The organism is Micromonospora sp. GCM10011541, from assembly GCF_042650725.1.
Lineage (GTDB): Bacteria > Actinomycetota > Actinomycetes > Mycobacteriales > Micromonosporaceae > Micromonospora > Micromonospora sicca.
This window is the reverse complement of sequence record NZ_JBHSBP010000009.1, coordinates 301,661-316,235: the sequence shown is the minus strand read 5'-3', so window position 1 is coordinate 316,235 and position 14,575 is coordinate 301,661. Positions and strand designations below refer to the sequence as shown.

Below are 14,575 nucleotides of genomic sequence, written 5' to 3'. Positions count from 1 at the left end.
TCAAAGACCAACGCGGGTTGATCGGAACTCCGGCCAACCCGCGTTTAACACCAGTCACCTAGGCGTCTTCAGTCAGCTCAAGATCACCGGAAGCTGCCGGAGGGCGAGCGGGTTCGGGTGGCGTATGCCGTCAGCATCGGCGCGATCAAGCGCGCCCACCTGTCCACCGACCCGATCAAGGACTACGTCTCATGTGGTGCGCACGGCTCCGGGCTCGACGGCTACTCCGCCAAGTGCGCGGTCGCCGGGCTGGCGCGACGAGCCCTGCGTGGCGTATCCACTGCGTCGGCGAGGTCCAACGGCAGGGCCTCGGCAAGATCGGCCCGCTACACCACGCCGGACAAACCAACATCGCCAAAGCCCTACGCCACAACGCCCGAAATCACCGCAGACCTCTGCCACTCCTCGGCATCACGTGACCAAACCGAGAAATCCCTACCTTGATCTTGCGGAGGCCCTGAAGGGCGACCGCACCTGGACTATATGCATGATTCCGTCGAGACGTTCCAGGTCGGCCAGCACGTGTAGCCCGGTGATGCGGTCGCCGTCGATGGTCAGGGGCAGGGAGAAGGGCGGTGTGTCACGAAGGCGCTGGCCCCACATGACGCACGAACACCATCATTTCGGACGATCTGCAACGTCCTTCTACCGCGGACGTCAGAACTCGAGGACGTACTTGACCCCACCAGAGCGGCCGCCCGCGACCTGGTCCGCGATCGCGGCGCCGTCCTTGATTGGTGTCGTCTGGACGTCAAATCTCAGTTCGCCGGAGGCGGCAAGTGCCGCGAGTTCGCCGAGTGCACGTCCGTCGGGCTGCACGTAGAGGTCCGAGGTGGTGATTCCGCGAATCGGGTCGGGTGCGTCCGAGGTGATGGAGGTGAGGCGGCCTCCGTCGGTGAGCAGTCCGATCGCGTCCTCGGCGGTGCCTGTCGCGGCGATGAGGACGGCGTCGAATCGGCGATCGCTCTTCTGCGCCCAACCGTCAGCGTGGGTGTCGATGACCTCGCTGGCGCCGAGGGCGCGGAGCTGATCGGCGCGGGCCGGCCCGGCACCGGCGACGATGTCGGCGCCCCGGAGGTGGGCGAGTTGCACGGCCAGTGACGCGGTGGGGCCGGACGCTCCGACGACGAGCAGGCGGGTGGTGGCGTCGACCTGGAGCTCGTCGAGGGCCTGCTGGGCGGTGAGCCCGGCGACCGGGAGTGCCGCCGCAATCTCCGGAGCCAGGTTCTCGGGCAGTCGTGCGACGTGCGCGGAACGGACTAGGACGCGCTCTGCCCAGGTGCCGCTGCCGCCTGGCAGGGGCGCCTCGTGGACCAGCACGAGGTCTCCCGTGCGGAATTCCGTCTCGTCCGGGCCGGTCGCGGTGACGCGGCCGACGGCTTCGACGCCCAGAGCTGCGGGCGGAACGAGGCCGACGTCCCATCCGCCCGTGTGAAGCAGGGCGTCCCACGGCCCGATCCCTGCCGCGACCACCTCCAGGACGAGCTCGCCCGCGTCAGGCTGGCGGGGGTTCGGAAGGTCGAGGATCTCCAGAGCGCCGTTGGCGGCTCGAACACCGAGTCCGATCATGGTTCTTCCTTCTGTGTTGATTCTGTTCGTGCGTGTTTCGGGTTTCAGGCAGCCGGGTTCGTGCTCGGGTCCACGGGCCGCTTGGATTTCGGGAGTTTGTCGACCACGAGCCGGTAGGAGTCGGTGACGAGTTCCTTCACCAGGTTCTCGTCGAGGCTGGGCCCACCTGCTGCCGTGATCCAGTGCTTCTTGTCCATGTGGTAGCCGGTCGTGATCTCTGCGTACTGCTCGCGCAGCCCAACGGCCTCGTCCGGATCGGCCTTCAGGATCACGACGGGGTGTCCCGGCATGTCGGTCATGAGCATGAAGACCTTGCCGCCCACCTTGTACAGCTCCCAATTCGGGCCGACACGGTGCTCGAACGTCACGTCCGGCAGCTCTGTCGCGTACTCGTTCGCGACCTTCTGGAGTTCCTGTCCGTCCATAGCTGATCAACTCCTCTAGCGATCGGTTCGCCCGGGCCGGGCCGCTCAGGCGAAGGTGAACAGACGCTCGGGCTCGAACCGCGACACCGGGGTCTTGTACTGCTTCGCCTCGTCGGGGTAACCGAGCGCGAGCAGCACGGTGGTGGTGTATCCGGTCGCGCGGATGTTGAAGGCCTTGTCCACGCTGATCGGGTCGAAGCCTTCGAGCGGCATGGCCTCGACGCCGAGCTCGGCGGCTGCCATCATCGTCAGACCCATCACCATGTAGGTCTGCTTCTCCATCCAGTGGTAGGTGTCCTTGTAGCTGTATTTGCGCAGGCTCACGAAGTCACGGGTCATCGATTCCCACCGCTCCTGCTTGGCCTCATCTGCGAACCGGCCGTCGGCCCGCTCCTTGGCGAACACCGCTTCGAGGTGGTGCTCGGGCACATCGACCCGAGTGGTGAGGATGATGGTGTGCGAGGCGTTGAGGATCTTCTCGGCGTTGTCCTGGAACCGCTCGCCGAGGTTGGCCGCCAGCCGCTCCTTGACCTCCTGAGTGGACACGACGTAGAAGTGATTCGGCTGGATGTTCGTCGACGTGGGAGCCGAGCGCAGGAACCTCAGCAGCTGCTGAAGAGTCTCATCCGGGATCGTCTTGCTGCCGTCGAAATACCGGCTGAGGTGCTTGGGCCTGCGCGACCGCCAGCACCCGGCCCGCGCCCTCCACTCCCAGCGCCGCCGGAGGCCGCAGCCCCACCTCCCAGCCGGCGTCGTTGAGCAGCCGATCCCACGCTCCCACTCCGGCCGCCTCGACCGCCACCAGGATCTGACCGGGACCGGGAGACGGTGGGTCGGGCAGATCCAACAGGACGACGTCCCCATCCGCCCCGGACACTCCACATGCCTTCATGAATATCCTTTCGATCGGCCCGGCCGACCGGGAGGTGCAGACCGCAATCCCTGACGCCTGGAGCAGCGCCGAGCCCAGGACGCCGAGCGAGACACCCCGCGTGTCCCCTTCTCACGATATGACCTGCATTTCCCGATCGCACCCAATCATCAGGACGGTGTAGGTGCCAAAAATGTCGTCCGGGCAGCTCAGGCGGCGTGTCGGTATTCGCCGAGTCGGTCGCGTCGTCGGATGTCGAGGTGGTCGATTCGGCCCGGCTTGGCGATCGGTTGGGGGATCGGGCGTAGGGGTGCCGCGGCGCGGAGCGTGCGGTGGGGCCGGTGCTCGTTGTAGAAGGCTTCGTGCTCGCGGAGCGCGTGGAGAAGATGGGCCCTGTTGCGTTGCCGGTTCGGTGTGCGCGTTGTACCCGGTATCGGGTTCGGAGTCAGACCGCTCGGGCGAGTTCGGTGAACGCAGCGGCGATGCGTCGTACCGGTGGAACATCGACGGCGATCGAGTAATAGCCGCGTCGCAGGTTCTGCGTGAAGGCGTGGCCGGCGATGATCACTCGTGCTGTCTGGTCCGTTCGTAGTCCGCGCATCGACCGCAGCCGGTGTTTCAGCCGGCTGTGATCGGCCTCGATCGGATTGTTCGCGTACCGTTCGACGTGGTGCCATGCCTGCGGAATCAGCTCATCGAGCACTCTGGGGTAGACCGTCGCGGCGTCGGTGACGACCTCGCTCGGTGTCACCTTCATCGTCGACGGCGCGCGTCGGAAGAACTGCCGAGCCGCATCAGCGTCCCGTCGAGGGGAGACGAGCAAATCGACGACCTGCCCGTACTGGTCGACCGCTCGGTACACGTACCGCCACACCCCGTTGACCTTCACGTACGTTTCGTCCACGAACCACCGGTCACCCGCCGAGTGGCGGGCAAACCGGGCGGCGTCGGCCAGCAGCGGCGTGAACCGCTGCACCCACCGGTAGACCGTGACGTGATCGACCCCGACCCCGCGTTCAACCAGCAACCCTTCGACATCGCGGTAGGACAGGTTGAACCGCAGGTACCAGCGGTACGCGACGACGATCACCTCGGGTGGAAAGCGAAAGCCAGCGAACGCCGACTTCGGCGGCTGCCACGGGCGAGAACGAGTCGACGCCTTCACAGGTCAAGTCTGCCTCGATCTTGCCGACGCTCAATGCAACAGAGCCCTTGTGCGCCACTTCAGGGCCATCGTTCGAGAGAAGTCGTCGAGATGTTTGAGGTCGAGCTCCTTGAGATCTTCCAGCTTTACGGCGACGCGCCAGTCGTCCAGTTGCTTCGGGAGTTGCGTCCGCAAGTAGTCGTGGAGAGCGGCCACCACCACCGGGATGCCCTGCAAGTTCCGGCGGAGATGCTCCTGTCGCGGTACGCGGTGGGGTTTGTCCCGATTACTCATCGGACTGGCTGATCGTGTCGGCGTGCGGGTTGGGTGCGGCGATGACGGTGAACAGGGTGGCGATGAGGGCAAGTGCGCCGTACCCGAGCGCGATCTGCGGTAGCGAGAAGGTGTTGGAAAGTTGGCCGGAGATGAGGCTGGGAATGGTCGCGCCGCTGTAGCTGAGGAGATACACCACGGCGAAGATCGGTGCCCGGTCGGCCACAGTACTGCCCCACAGCAGGCCGCGGATGGCGGCGCTAATAGCGATGCCCTGGGCCGCCCCGGCGACGATAGTTGCGGCGATGAACAACGGTAGTGCGCCGGCGGTGATCGCTGTGATGATGCCGATCCATCCGGCGAGGAAGGCCGTCATGCCAAGGCGTTGAGCTCCCGCTGGTGTGAACCGGCCCCCGAGGGGAGCGCCCAGAGCGCTGGTGGCCATGTAAGCGGCGAACACCAGTCCCAGGACGAGTGAGCTGTTGGTACGGAGTTGATCTTCGACCAGTGCGGGCACGAAGGCTTGGTAGAACGCCCCGGTCGCCCAGGTGGCCAGGAACACCGCGGCCGCGACAGCGAGCAAATGCCTGACCCGGGCTGGTACCCGGACCCTGGGTCGCAGTGATCGCCAAGCGCCCGGCATCGGAGTTACGGTTTCCGGGCTGATGGCAATGAGCGCGGCAGACACCAGGAGGAGGCCGATGACAACCAGGAAGATGAGGTCGCGTGGCCAGGGGCCGAACTGGATCAGGGCGCCCGAAGCGATGGCACCCACGGCAAGGCCGAGCATGACTGTCTGACTGGAAGCGACAGAGGCCAGCCAAGCCGGCCTGGCGGGTGCGGCGTCGACAATGTAGGCGGCCAGGCTGCTACTGGCGAGCCCAGCACCGAGGCCCATCAGGACCCGACCGGCGATCAGGATGCCGATATCGTGCACGTTCAACAGCAGGACACAGCCCAGCACAAGCAGGACCAGGCTGGCGATCGAGGTGGGCCGTCGACCGAGATGACTGGACAGCCGTCCCAGCACCAACAGTGTGGTGAGAGTGGCGGCGGAGTACGCGACGACGGTCATTGAGATGCCGGCGTTGGTGAACCCCTCCTCGGCCCGGTAGATGTTGAACAAAGGAATCGTCGAGCCCACCGCGGCAAACGCGGCCACCAGGGAGACCACCGCGGAAATGAATGCCAGCCGGAGCGTTCTGTCCCGGCGGCCCAGGTTGGTCGCCGGTGTCATGTGTTGCAACCAGCCGTGCCTTTCTCGTGTTCTGAACCAGCCCGGTGTCTCTGGAGTATTCGGGTTGCGCACGCCGACGTAGCTGGGCGTTGTGGAGGTGTCGGTAAGCCAGGCCGCACTGAGACGATGTCGGTCATGGACCGTACGTGTGCTTGAGTGCGTCCTGGGCGTCACACCACGCCTGCGCGCTTCCGCAGGGAAGTCCTCGGGAGGTGTCCATCGTCGTGGGCTGGGCGTGCCGGAGAGGATCACGAGGAGGCGGCTACACCGGTATCGACTCCGCTGATCTTGTTCGTAGCCCTTCTCGTCCGTGGTGAATATGGGAGCAAGGCCACCAGCGGCCTCGGCTCGTGGGCCGCGTCGCGATCAGCAGCGTCGCAGGCGCGGTTAGGCGCCCGGAGCGATCGCACAGGCTGCGACACAGACCCAGGTGCCCTCACGCTTCTGGTACGTGTCCGTGTACAGAGCTTCTTGCTCCACTCCATCGGAGAGCATGGTGTACGTGGCGCGGCCGTGGATCAGAGCAACGTCACTGAGGATGCGGATCTTGAAGTCGCGCAGAGCGAGGTCTTTGAAGGGTCGGGGCTTGGCGATGTATTCGAGGAACTCCTCGCGGTTGCGGGTGACACCCGGAGTCTGCACGATGAAATCTTCAGCGAGCAGCTCGCTGAAGCGCTTGGCGTCGCTGGCCTGGTCCGCCTGGTTGTAGTCGAGGTTGAGCTGTTCGAGGATCGCCAAATCTTCGGCGGACTGCTTGGTGTCGTTCATTCTTGCTCCTTCTCCGTGCGGTATCTCCGATTCGGTGAGTGCGCCGCACTTCTGTCGTGCGTGGTCCAGCATCGGCGCAGTCGACTCCGCGACTGATGGCTCCTGCGTGCTCCGTCCTCGAATCGCGGCGGGTGGTTGGACCGATGAGTTCGGTCGATCCCTCGACCATGAAATAATAGGACGATTGAGTCCAGTTTAGGATCTCGCGGCACTGTTCGGCAAGCGTGAGCGCTTGGTCCTGGCTGTCCCGAGTCTGCGACCTGACCCGCTGGTGCACACGATCACCCGCCATCCTCCAGCAGCGCTTCCGGCCACCCACGTCTGGACTCTAGAGTCCTGTTTGCGGCTGAAGTGTAGCAGTGTCTCGACGGCCGATTCGAGATCACGCGGTCTGCTAGCTCGTCCAGTTTCGGCTGGGCGGTGCCACGAGTAGTAGGGCACCCCGTCGACTGTGTCGTCGTCCCAGCACTGCACGAAGACGCATCCGAGCGAACCGGCCATCTCCGTCATTGCCTGCTCGGTGCGCCCGCCGACCTCCGGCTTCGTGAGGGCGGCGGGATCGAGGACCTCGATGTTCCACACGATCCAGTTGAGGCTGTCCAGCTCGTCGCTATCCTTGGGCCCGTATGTGGTCATCCAGTGGCTCCGGGGGCATCGCCGGTAACCCGGACGGGCCTGAGGTTCGCGACATCCCCTGCCCGGTCGCCCGGGACTCGCAATTTGGCTTGGTAGATCATCATTTCCGTCCTCAGGTGGTTCGCCGGCCGGGCCGCCACGGCCGAAGCCCACATTCAGCAGCCTAGCGGCCTGCGCCGCCCGAGCTGGATGCTTCAGCTCGGCTGGCCGATCCTGGCCGGCGGGGCCGGCTCGACGTACCGCCGGCACGCCGCCCGCGTGCCTGCCGGCGCGCCCGCGCGGTCGCACGTCCGGACCTGGAGCCGACCGAGCCGTGCTGTCAGCCCTGTCTCGGCTGCTGCCTCGTACCCGCTGGTCGACGTTCTTCGTCACCCCGGCCACCTTGCTGTGGTGGCACCGTGAGCTGGTCGCCCGGAAGTGGACCTACCCGCAACGACGACCCGGGCGTCCTCCGATACGGGCCGAGATCCGTGCCCTGGTGCTGCGCCTGGCCTGGGAGAACCCGACCTGGGGCCACCGCCGGGTGCAGGGCGAACTGCTCAGGCTTGGCTATCGGGACGCGGCCAGCACGGTGTGGACCATCCTGACCGCTGCCGGCGTTGACCCGGCTCCGCGTCGCGACGGGCCGACCTGGACCAAATTCCTGACCACCCAGGCCAAAGGCATGCTCGCCTGCGATTTCCTGCACGTGGACACGATCGGTCTGACCCGCATCTACGTCCTGTTCCTGATGGAGATCGGCCACCCGGCGAGTTCACATTCTCGGCGCCACGAGGCATCTGACAGGGGAGTGGGTCACTCAGCAGGCCCGGAACCTGATGTTGGATCTCGGCGACCGAGTCGCCCGGTTCAGGTTCTTGATCCGCGACCGTGACAGCAAGTACACCGCCGCCTTCGACGACGTCTTCACCGCCGAAGGCATCGAGGTCCTGCGCACTCCGCCTCGGGCGCCGAGGGCGAACGCGTACGCGGAGCGGTGGGTACGCACGGTCCGCCGTGAATGCCTCGACCGGATGCTGATCTACAACCAACGTCACCTACTGGCCATCCTCGAGGAGTACGTGGCCCACTACAACGACCACCGGCCACACCAAGCCCGGCACCAACAACCGCCCAACGCCGCGGACACGCCGCCCCCATCGGTCGCCGACCTGACCGCCGCACGAGTGCGCCGCAGGAAGATCCTCAACGGACTGATCAACGAATACTCCCAGGCCGCGTAGCTGTGACCGACTTTCCGAGCGGTACACGCTTGGTCTCACCCGAAGAGAAGAGGTCTTCGTCATTCTCATTGCTGGCCGGGCTGGGCGTGGGTGCTGCCGTCACACTCGTGGTCATGATCGTGGCAACTTTCTGGTGGCGTAGCAGGCCGCGCCGCGGAGCCCGCCTCACGGCAAGGGGCGCGTAACCCGGTGAAGCATTGCTCGGCATCGGGTTCATTGTTCAGCCCGCAAGGCGCGATGTTGTGCAGGTGGGCGATGCCGGACGCCTCACCGCCCGATGTGCTCTCATGTTCGAGACGGCATCTTGGTCGCCTTCCTCACCTAGTGGCGGAGTTCGTCACATCCGCTGCCACCGACATTGCATCGAGTGCCCTGGAGCGAACGGAGATGAGTGTGCAACCGACGTGGCTCGTGATGCTTTCGTGGGCTGTGCTCTTTGTGGGGTTGGCCAGCACCGCCGTTGTCGCTGTTGACCAATTTGTTTTTGGATATCGTCAGCCGGTCAAGGTCATGGAGATAGTCTGGCCAGCGACCGCCCTCTACCTTGGCCCAGCAGCCGTCCTGGCCTACAGAAAGTGGGGTAGACCCCAGTCTCCCCGGTGGCTGGACCGGCACGGCAACCCGCCCAGGAGGTCGCGACATGCTCCTACGATAATCCAAACTTATCATTGTGCGACGCACTGCACTCTGGGTGTCATCATTGCTACGCCTATCACCTACGGCGTTGGCCTCGAAATATCCGGCAGCACACTGTGGCCCGAAGTCGTCGGCGACTATGTAGGCGCAGTGGCCATAGGCGTTGCATTTCGCTACTCTGCTGAGGCTCACACGGGTGGTCGAAGAGCGTGGGCCGCAATGCGGAAATTTCTCAGGAGCGACCTGCTGACCGTGTCCGTCTTCGAGCTCGCCCTATTAGGTTGGCTGGCGCTAATGCATTTTTTTGTTTTCCACGAGACCCTGCGGGCTGGTAGTCCGGTGTTTTGGCTCATTATCCAGGTCGGGCTGATCATCGGCTTCTTCGCCGCTTGGCCGCCAACCTCGTTGCTGATCCGCCGCGGCGTCAAAACGGAATTGCTGGGCACGCCGCAGTAGGTGGTGATGCGCCGACGCCCTGGGGCGGAGGGGTGCACGTTGAGCTTGGTGTCGCGCAGCACGGCGAACGCCAGCGCGACGGCGGGCCACCGGTGGGCGTACTCGCCCGGGTGCAGCCGCTCGCCAGCGACGATCCACGCCCGGCGGTGCCGGCGCATGTCCTCCACCAGATGTACCGCGCCGATCCGGTTGAGGGCGGCCAGGAGCACCCGGCGCAGCGGCCGGGACACCGGGGCGATGCGGGGCCGGCGATCAGCGACTCGCCGCCCGAACGGGCGACCAGGAACCGGAGCACGTCGGTGGCGGTGTCGACCAGCGCGGCCACGTGCGCCTCGACGGCGGCCGGGTCGACCGGGTCTGCGAGTAGCCACGCCAGAACCGGGCCTTCGTCTCCCGGACGGGCACGGCGGCGCGCAGCCACGACACGTCGGTGCGGTCCTCGGCGGCGAGGCGCAGGTTCAGGTCGTCCACGTCCGTAGGCGACAGCGCGGTCCGCCCGGCGAGTAGCGTCGCCAGCTCGGTGCCCGCGTCGCCGCGGAGGCTGCCGTTGAGGTGCAGCACCCGGAGCCGGACCGCGGTCAGCGCGGCGGTGCGGGGCAGCCGCAGCGCGGTGTGCAGCACGGCCCGGTGCTCGGTGGCGTTGAGGTGCGCGCCGGAGAACATCGCGGCGATCCGGTCGGTCAGCCCGACCCGCTCGGCCAGCGCGGTGAGCAGTTACAACGTGGTATCGGTGACCAGGTTCCTGCTGTAGTCCACGTAGCAGTCGGCCATTTGGAGGGCCAGCCGCTCGCCCCGATGCGGGTCGGCGGCGAGCAGGTCACGCAGATGGACCCCGCGGATCTCATCGACATGCCTGCGCAGGGCCTGCCACTCGGCGGTGCTGGTGATGCCTGCCACCATGAAGATCGGCGTGCGAGCCGGCCGCCGACACTCCTGGACGCTGATCCCGGCCTGACCGGAGCCGGCTTCGATGCGCAACGACCGGGGCGCGTCCCCCAAAAGGGGCGCCAACCTGCCCGACCGGCAGGGCATGGTGGTTGCATGACGACATCGCCTCCGAGCGCCCCCCGGTCCCGTGGCCGACCTTCCCGCCGCCGGGGACCGCGTCTCCCAGACGTTGCTGCTGCTGGGCGGCACCGGTGACCTGGCCGCGCGCCTGCTGCTGCCCGGGCTCGGCCGACTGGTGGCCACCGGCGCCCAGCCCGGCCTCACGCTGATCGGCAGCGGCAGCGGCAGCGGCACTGAGGACTGGGACGACGAGCGGTGGCGCCGCCGCGTGGCCGACGCCTTCGCGACGGTCGGCGCCGACGGTCCCCGGGCGACCGAGGTCGTCCGGACCAGTCGGTACGTCTCGGCCGACGTCACCCGCGAGGAGGACCTGCGGCGGCTGCTGACCGATTGTCGCGGCCGTCTGGTGATCTTCTTCGCGCTGCCACCGATGATCACCGCCCGGGCCGCCGCCGCGCTCGCCCGCATCGGCCTGCCGCCCGGCACCCGGCTGATGTTGGAGAAGCTGTTCGGCACCGACGCCGTCTCGGCGCGGTCCCTCAACGGCATCCTGGCCGGGCTCGTCCCGTAGGACCAGGTGCACCGCATCGACCACTTCCTCGGCAAGTCCACGGTCGTGAACATCCCCGGGCTGCGCTTCGCCAACCGGATCTTCGAGCCGGTGCTCAACTCGGCGCACGTGGCCTGCGTGGACGTCGTCTTCGACGAGACCCTGGGCCTTGAGGGCCGCGCCGGCTACTACGACGGCGCTGGCGCGCTCGTCGACATGGTGCAGAGCCACCTGCTGCAGGTCCTCGCGTTGATCGCGATGGACGCCCCGCCCACACTGGATGCCCGGGACCTCCGCGGCCGCAAGGCACAGGTGCTGCGGGCCACGCGGGTATGGGACGGCGACCCGGTGCGATGGAGCAGGCGGGCCCGGTACACGGCCGGGGAGGCGGCCGGGCGGCGGCTGCCCGCCTACGCCGACGAGCCGGGCATCGACCCGAACCGGGGGACCGAGACGCTCGCCGAGGTGGTGCTGGCCGTGGACACCTGGCGCTGGGCGGGCGTGCCGTTCCGGCTGCGGTCCGGCAAGGCCCTGGCCGGCAAACGCGAGGAAGCCGTCGTCACCTTCAAACAGCCGCCCCGGGTACCCACCGGGCTGACCGGCTACGAGCAGCCGGACCGGCTGCGGATCGGCTTCGGGCCGGACCGGCTGGGCCTTGACGTCAACATCAACGGTCCGGGCAACCCGCTGGAGCTCGATCAGGTGAACCTGGCGGCCGACTTCGGGCCGGGGGAGCTGCCGCCGTACGGTGAGGTGCTGCGCGGGGCCTTCGAGGGCGACCCGGCGCTGTCGGTGCGGGGCGACACCGTCGAGGACTCCTGGCGCATCGTGGAGCCGGTGCTCGAGGCATGGCGGGCGGGAGCGGTGCCGTTGCAGGAGTACCCGGCGGGCAGTCACGGCCCGGGCGACTCCCTCCTGACCCCGGCGCCCGGCGAAATGCGTCGTCACTGAGGACGATCTGGGCCGCCGATCATTCGGACGCCCGGAGGCCCCCAGTCACCTGGAGGCCGGCGTTGTCTACCTGTCGTGGCGGATGCTGATGATCGGGGTCGGCGCGGCGCGCCGACGAGGACGCTGCTGCTCTCGGCGGCCCCGGACCGGCAGGCCGGCACCGGCGGGGAAGTGAGCAACGCGACGCGCAGGCTGGGAACCACCGCCGGGCTCGCCTGGAGCCTTGGCGACGGGATCCGCCGGCTTCCACACCGGATTCGTCGTGCTGACCGCCTTCGCGTTCACCGGTCTGGTCGCCTCGTCGCCGCCGGGCGGCGCGCGCCGTGACCGCGCGGCCGTCACCGGCGGCACCGTGCATTGCGCCGAGCGGCGACCAGGGGCGGTGGGCAGACTTCACCTACGTGCGCAGAAGGCAGAGTTGCGCCAGCGTCGGCGCCCGCACCCGAATCCAGGCGCGATGCCGTGGGCGGCCGGCGGCCAGCACGACCGCGATGAGACGGCGGGCCGGCTGTCGGTCGAGCAGCATCACGCCGACCACTCCGACCAGCAACGCCAGACACGCGCCCAGCAACTCGCCGCCCATGCCGGACGGGTTGTCATCGCTGGCAATGATCGTCGGGCCGCTGCCCCGGAAGACGACCACGGTCCGCTGACGATGACGTCGGCCGGCCGGGCGCCGTGTTCGTCGAGCAGTTCGGGAGGGCGGCGGCGGCCGCGCACAGCACCTCGACCTTCGGGAAGCGGCGGGCGAGCCTCGCCGCCAACCGCTCGTTCAGCTCGATCGCGAGATGCCGGCCGCGACCACCGAGGCGTTGCTGGATGACCGAGGTGAACGTCCCGGTGCCCGGTCCGAGCTCGACCTCCACCGGCTCCCCGTGCTCTGGAATCGGCGCCATCGTCTGCGCCGCCAACCGGGCGGAACTCGGCGTCACAGATGCGGCCCGCATCGGCTGCCGGATGAACTCCCGCAGAAAGATGGTGCCGCCGACCGACTCCGGCAGGCCAGTCAGAACTTGGATTCGCCGGGTCCGGCCGTTAACCGGTCATGCCGGAGAGGCGGTGGCGAGGCTGTGGACATGGGCGATGGCCATGTCCAGGGCCCGAGCGAGCGGACGACTGCTGCGGTGCGTCTTGGCCAGCAGCAACCCGCCCTGGAGCGCGGCCATGATCGCTTCGGCGAGGGCGGCCGGATCGGCTTCCGGCGACAGGCTTCCTCGGTCACGCATGGCGGTGAGCCCGGCCCGTAGCGGAGCCTCCCATTCCGCGAAGCACTCCTGCAGTACGCTGCGGGTTTGCTGGTCACCGCCGGCAAGTTCGTTGGCCAGCGAGCCGAGCGGACATCCGCCCACCTGATCGTGCGCGGCCTGAGCTGCGACGATCTTGTCCCGCCAGCGGGCCAGGCCGGCGTGGGAGTCCAGCGCGTCCAACTCGGGGCGCTGGTCCTGCTGGATTCGCTGCGCCTGATGCCGCACGACCGCCCGGATCAGATCATCCTTGTTGCCAAAATAGTGGTACAGCTGTGACTTGCTGGTCCCGCTCGCCGCCAGGACGTCGTCCAGCGTCGTGCCAGCGGCGCCGCGCTCGAGCATCAGGTCGGCTGCGGCCGTCACGATGCGGGCCTTGGTCGCCGCGCCCCGAGCCGTCAACTTCGCCGCCTGCTGCACAGATGTCACAGCGTCGATGCTAGCAGTAACTGGACTTGCTAGTCCAGTTATGGAGATATATGTTGGACCGAGCGGTCCACTGGATTTCGGCTGGGCCGCCTACGGCGCGTTGGTGCATAAGGAGAAACCGCTATGGGTCGGCTCAACAACGGCCAGCACTTTCCGAAGCTTCAGGTTCCCGCCGTGGGGGGAGGTTCGCTCTCCCTGCCCGACGACCTCGCGGGTGGCTTCGGGGTGGTGCTGATCTACCGGGGCTCGTGGTGCCCGTACTGCAACGCACAACTCGCGGCCTTCCAGAGGGCCAGCGACACCCTCGGGGCGCTCGATGTCCGCGTCGCCGCGTTCTCCGTCGATGACGAGGAGACCAGCCGCAAGCTCGTCGAGAAGCATCACCTCGGGTTCCCCGTCGGGCACAGCGCCGACATCGACGCGGTGGTCGAGGCGACAGGGGCCTACGTCAACGAGCCGTCGCCCGCCGACCAGCGGCGCTACCTCCAGTCGACCGGGTTCGTCCTCGCTCCGGACGGCACCGTGATCACTGCCGTCTACTCCAGCGGCGCCATCGGCCGCCTGGTTCCGGAAGACGTGGCCGGGCTGGTCCGCTACCTCCGCGACCACAGCTGAGGGCGGACAGCCGGCGGGTACGGTGCCGGCGGCATGGTCTTCGCGGCCTTCCCCGGTGGCCGGCCACCGGGGAAGGCCGCCCAGCACGGTGGGCGACGGTGCGGGTGGCTCGGGCAGGGCACGGATCAGGCGTAGCAACACCATCCGGCCCACTTGGGAACCGACCCGGCCGGTCAGCTGGACCCCGGCCCGCCACTTAACGCCAGGCCCACCGCCTCCAGCATCCGGCGGATCAGCCAGATGTCCCGGCTGTGCCGCAGGGGCAGCCCCTCGATCTGCTCGGCGTAGATCTTGCGTGCGCAGCTGGCCAAAGTGCAGAAGAACCGCCGTACCCGCAGGTGAACCATCTCCCGGCCGGCCATAGCCGCGTCGAGCGCACGACGGCCACGCCGATGCCCCCACGGATGTCCTCGCGCGCCGCGTCCGTGACCGCCCACGCGGCACCCGGCTCGATGTCGAGCAGGCCGGCGAAGTCGAGCCCCACCTCGTGCCTCCGATGAGCACGCACGGTACTCGCCAGCGCGGCCCGGAAGGAGTCCA

Annotated in this window: 16 protein-coding genes and 1 pseudogene; 5 read left to right on the top strand and 12 right to left on the bottom strand. The window is 67.6% G+C overall.

The window, feature by feature from the left end:
* Positions 1-657 precede the first annotated feature (657 nt).
* The 7 genes from ACFOYX_RS04395 to ACFOYX_RS04365 all read right to left on the bottom strand — a co-directional run bounded on the left by ACFOYX_RS04395 (position 658) and on the right by ACFOYX_RS04365 (position 6,287).
* On the bottom strand, positions 658-1,569 hold the full coding sequence (locus tag ACFOYX_RS04395; RefSeq protein ID WP_322439610.1) for an NADP-dependent oxidoreductase: 912 nt from the start codon (positions 1,567-1,569) through the stop codon (positions 658-660).
* 44 nt (positions 1,570-1,613) lie between these two features.
* A complete protein-coding gene (locus ACFOYX_RS04390) occupies positions 1,614-1,994 on the bottom strand; it encodes an MmcQ/YjbR family DNA-binding protein (protein ID WP_074311761.1) in 381 nt (126 codons plus the stop codon).
* A gap of 45 nt (positions 1,995-2,039) precedes the next feature.
* Positions 2,040-2,858, bottom strand: a complete 819-nt coding sequence (locus ACFOYX_RS04385) for a nitroreductase family protein (RefSeq protein WP_322439609.1) — start codon at positions 2,856-2,858, stop codon at positions 2,040-2,042.
* Between the two features lie 452 nt (positions 2,859-3,310).
* Positions 3,311-4,030, bottom strand: a complete 720-nt coding sequence (locus tag ACFOYX_RS04380; RefSeq protein ID WP_322439608.1) for an IS6 family transposase — start codon at positions 4,028-4,030, stop codon at positions 3,311-3,313.
* Between the two features lie 30 nt (positions 4,031-4,060).
* On the bottom strand, positions 4,061-4,303 hold the full coding sequence (locus ACFOYX_RS04375) for a hypothetical protein (protein WP_322439607.1): 243 nt from the start codon (positions 4,301-4,303) through the stop codon (positions 4,061-4,063).
* On the bottom strand, positions 4,296-5,519 hold the full coding sequence (locus ACFOYX_RS04370) for an MFS transporter (protein ID WP_322439606.1): 1,224 nt from the start codon (positions 5,517-5,519) through the stop codon (positions 4,296-4,298). The genes ACFOYX_RS04375 and ACFOYX_RS04370 overlap by 8 nt, the downstream gene beginning before the upstream one ends.
* 387 nt (positions 5,520-5,906) lie before the next feature.
* A complete protein-coding gene (locus ACFOYX_RS04365) occupies positions 5,907-6,287 on the bottom strand; it encodes a nuclear transport factor 2 family protein (RefSeq protein ID WP_322439605.1) in 381 nt (126 codons plus the stop codon).
* Positions 6,288-7,236: 949 nt separating this feature from the next.
* On the opposite strand from ACFOYX_RS04365, the gene ACFOYX_RS04360 reads away from it, so the two are divergent.
* The 3 genes from ACFOYX_RS04360 (at position 7,237) to ACFOYX_RS04350 (ending at position 9,238) form a co-directional block, all read left to right on the top strand.
* Positions 7,237-7,797: a helix-turn-helix domain-containing protein gene (locus tag ACFOYX_RS04360; protein WP_322439604.1), complete on the top strand. Its 561-nt coding sequence runs from the start codon at positions 7,237-7,239 to the stop codon at positions 7,795-7,797.
* Positions 7,781-8,146 (top strand): integrase core domain-containing protein, encoded by a 366-nt coding sequence (locus ACFOYX_RS04355; RefSeq protein ID WP_322439603.1) that lies wholly within the window; start codon positions 7,781-7,783, stop codon positions 8,144-8,146. Before ACFOYX_RS04360 ends, ACFOYX_RS04355 begins: the two co-directional genes overlap by 17 nt.
* 237 nt (positions 8,147-8,383) lie before the next feature.
* Positions 8,384-9,238 (top strand): DUF4396 domain-containing protein, encoded by an 855-nt coding sequence (locus ACFOYX_RS04350; protein ID WP_322439620.1) that lies wholly within the window; start codon positions 8,384-8,386, stop codon positions 9,236-9,238.
* 252 nt (positions 9,239-9,490) lie between these two features.
* Here ACFOYX_RS04350 and ACFOYX_RS04345 read toward each other — a convergent pair whose 3' ends face one another.
* The gene (locus ACFOYX_RS04345; RefSeq protein ID WP_322439619.1) at positions 9,491-9,940 is read right to left on the bottom strand and encodes a hypothetical protein; all 450 of its coding nucleotides are present in this window, start codon (positions 9,938-9,940) and stop codon (positions 9,491-9,493) included.
* 12 nt (positions 9,941-9,952) lie between these two features.
* A complete protein-coding gene (locus ACFOYX_RS04340; protein ID WP_377533814.1) occupies positions 9,953-10,216 on the bottom strand; it encodes a hypothetical protein in 264 nt (87 codons plus the stop codon).
* 63 nt (positions 10,217-10,279) lie between these two features.
* Between ACFOYX_RS04340 and ACFOYX_RS04335 the strand changes: the two are divergent.
* Positions 10,280-11,747: pseudogene (locus tag ACFOYX_RS04335) on the top strand (glucose-6-phosphate dehydrogenase).
* A 397-nt stretch (positions 11,748-12,144) separates the two neighbouring features.
* Here the strand turns inward: ACFOYX_RS04335 and ACFOYX_RS04330 are convergent.
* Both ACFOYX_RS04330 and ACFOYX_RS04325 read right to left on the bottom strand, forming a co-directional pair.
* On the bottom strand, positions 12,145-12,390 hold the full coding sequence (locus tag ACFOYX_RS04330) for a hypothetical protein (protein WP_322439601.1): 246 nt from the start codon (positions 12,388-12,390) through the stop codon (positions 12,145-12,147).
* A gap of 400 nt (positions 12,391-12,790) precedes the next feature.
* A complete protein-coding gene (locus ACFOYX_RS04325) occupies positions 12,791-13,420 on the bottom strand; it encodes a TetR/AcrR family transcriptional regulator (RefSeq protein ID WP_322439600.1) in 630 nt (209 codons plus the stop codon).
* Between the two features lie 123 nt (positions 13,421-13,543).
* On the opposite strand from ACFOYX_RS04325, the gene ACFOYX_RS04320 reads away from it, so the two are divergent.
* A complete protein-coding gene (locus ACFOYX_RS04320; protein ID WP_109800579.1) occupies positions 13,544-14,035 on the top strand; it encodes a redoxin domain-containing protein in 492 nt (163 codons plus the stop codon).
* Positions 14,036-14,208: 173 nt separating this feature from the next.
* On the opposite strand, the gene ACFOYX_RS04315 is transcribed toward ACFOYX_RS04320, so the two are convergent.
* On the bottom strand, positions 14,209-14,397 hold the full coding sequence (locus tag ACFOYX_RS04315) for a hypothetical protein (protein WP_322439599.1): 189 nt from the start codon (positions 14,395-14,397) through the stop codon (positions 14,209-14,211).
* Positions 14,398-14,575 lie beyond the last annotated feature (178 nt).

Coding starts and splice junctions, on each gene's coding strand:
- ACFOYX_RS04375 (WP_322439607.1), bottom strand. CDS start 4,303: ATGAGTAATCGGGACAAACCCCACCGCGTACCGCGACAGGAGCATCTC.
- ACFOYX_RS04365 (WP_322439605.1), bottom strand. CDS start 6,287: ATGAACGACACCAAGCAGTCCGCCGAAGATTTGGCGATCCTCGAACAG.
- ACFOYX_RS04320 (WP_109800579.1), top strand. CDS start 13,544: ATGGGTCGGCTCAACAACGGCCAGCACTTTCCGAAGCTTCAGGTTCCC.
- ACFOYX_RS04350 (WP_322439620.1), top strand. CDS start 8,384: ATGTTGTGCAGGTGGGCGATGCCGGACGCCTCACCGCCCGATGTGCTC.
- ACFOYX_RS04395 (WP_322439610.1), bottom strand. CDS start 1,569: ATGATCGGACTCGGTGTTCGAGCCGCCAACGGCGCTCTGGAGATCCTC.
- ACFOYX_RS04385 (WP_322439609.1), bottom strand. CDS start 2,858: ATGGGGACGTCGTCCTGTTGGATCTGCCCGACCCACCGTCTCCCGGTC.
- ACFOYX_RS04315 (WP_322439599.1), bottom strand. CDS start 14,397: ATGGCCGGCCGGGAGATGGTTCACCTGCGGGTACGGCGGTTCTTCTGC.
- ACFOYX_RS04370 (WP_322439606.1), bottom strand. CDS start 5,519: ATGACACCGGCGACCAACCTGGGCCGCCGGGACAGAACGCTCCGGCTG.
- ACFOYX_RS04390 (WP_074311761.1), bottom strand. CDS start 1,994: ATGGACGGACAGGAACTCCAGAAGGTCGCGAACGAGTACGCGACAGAG.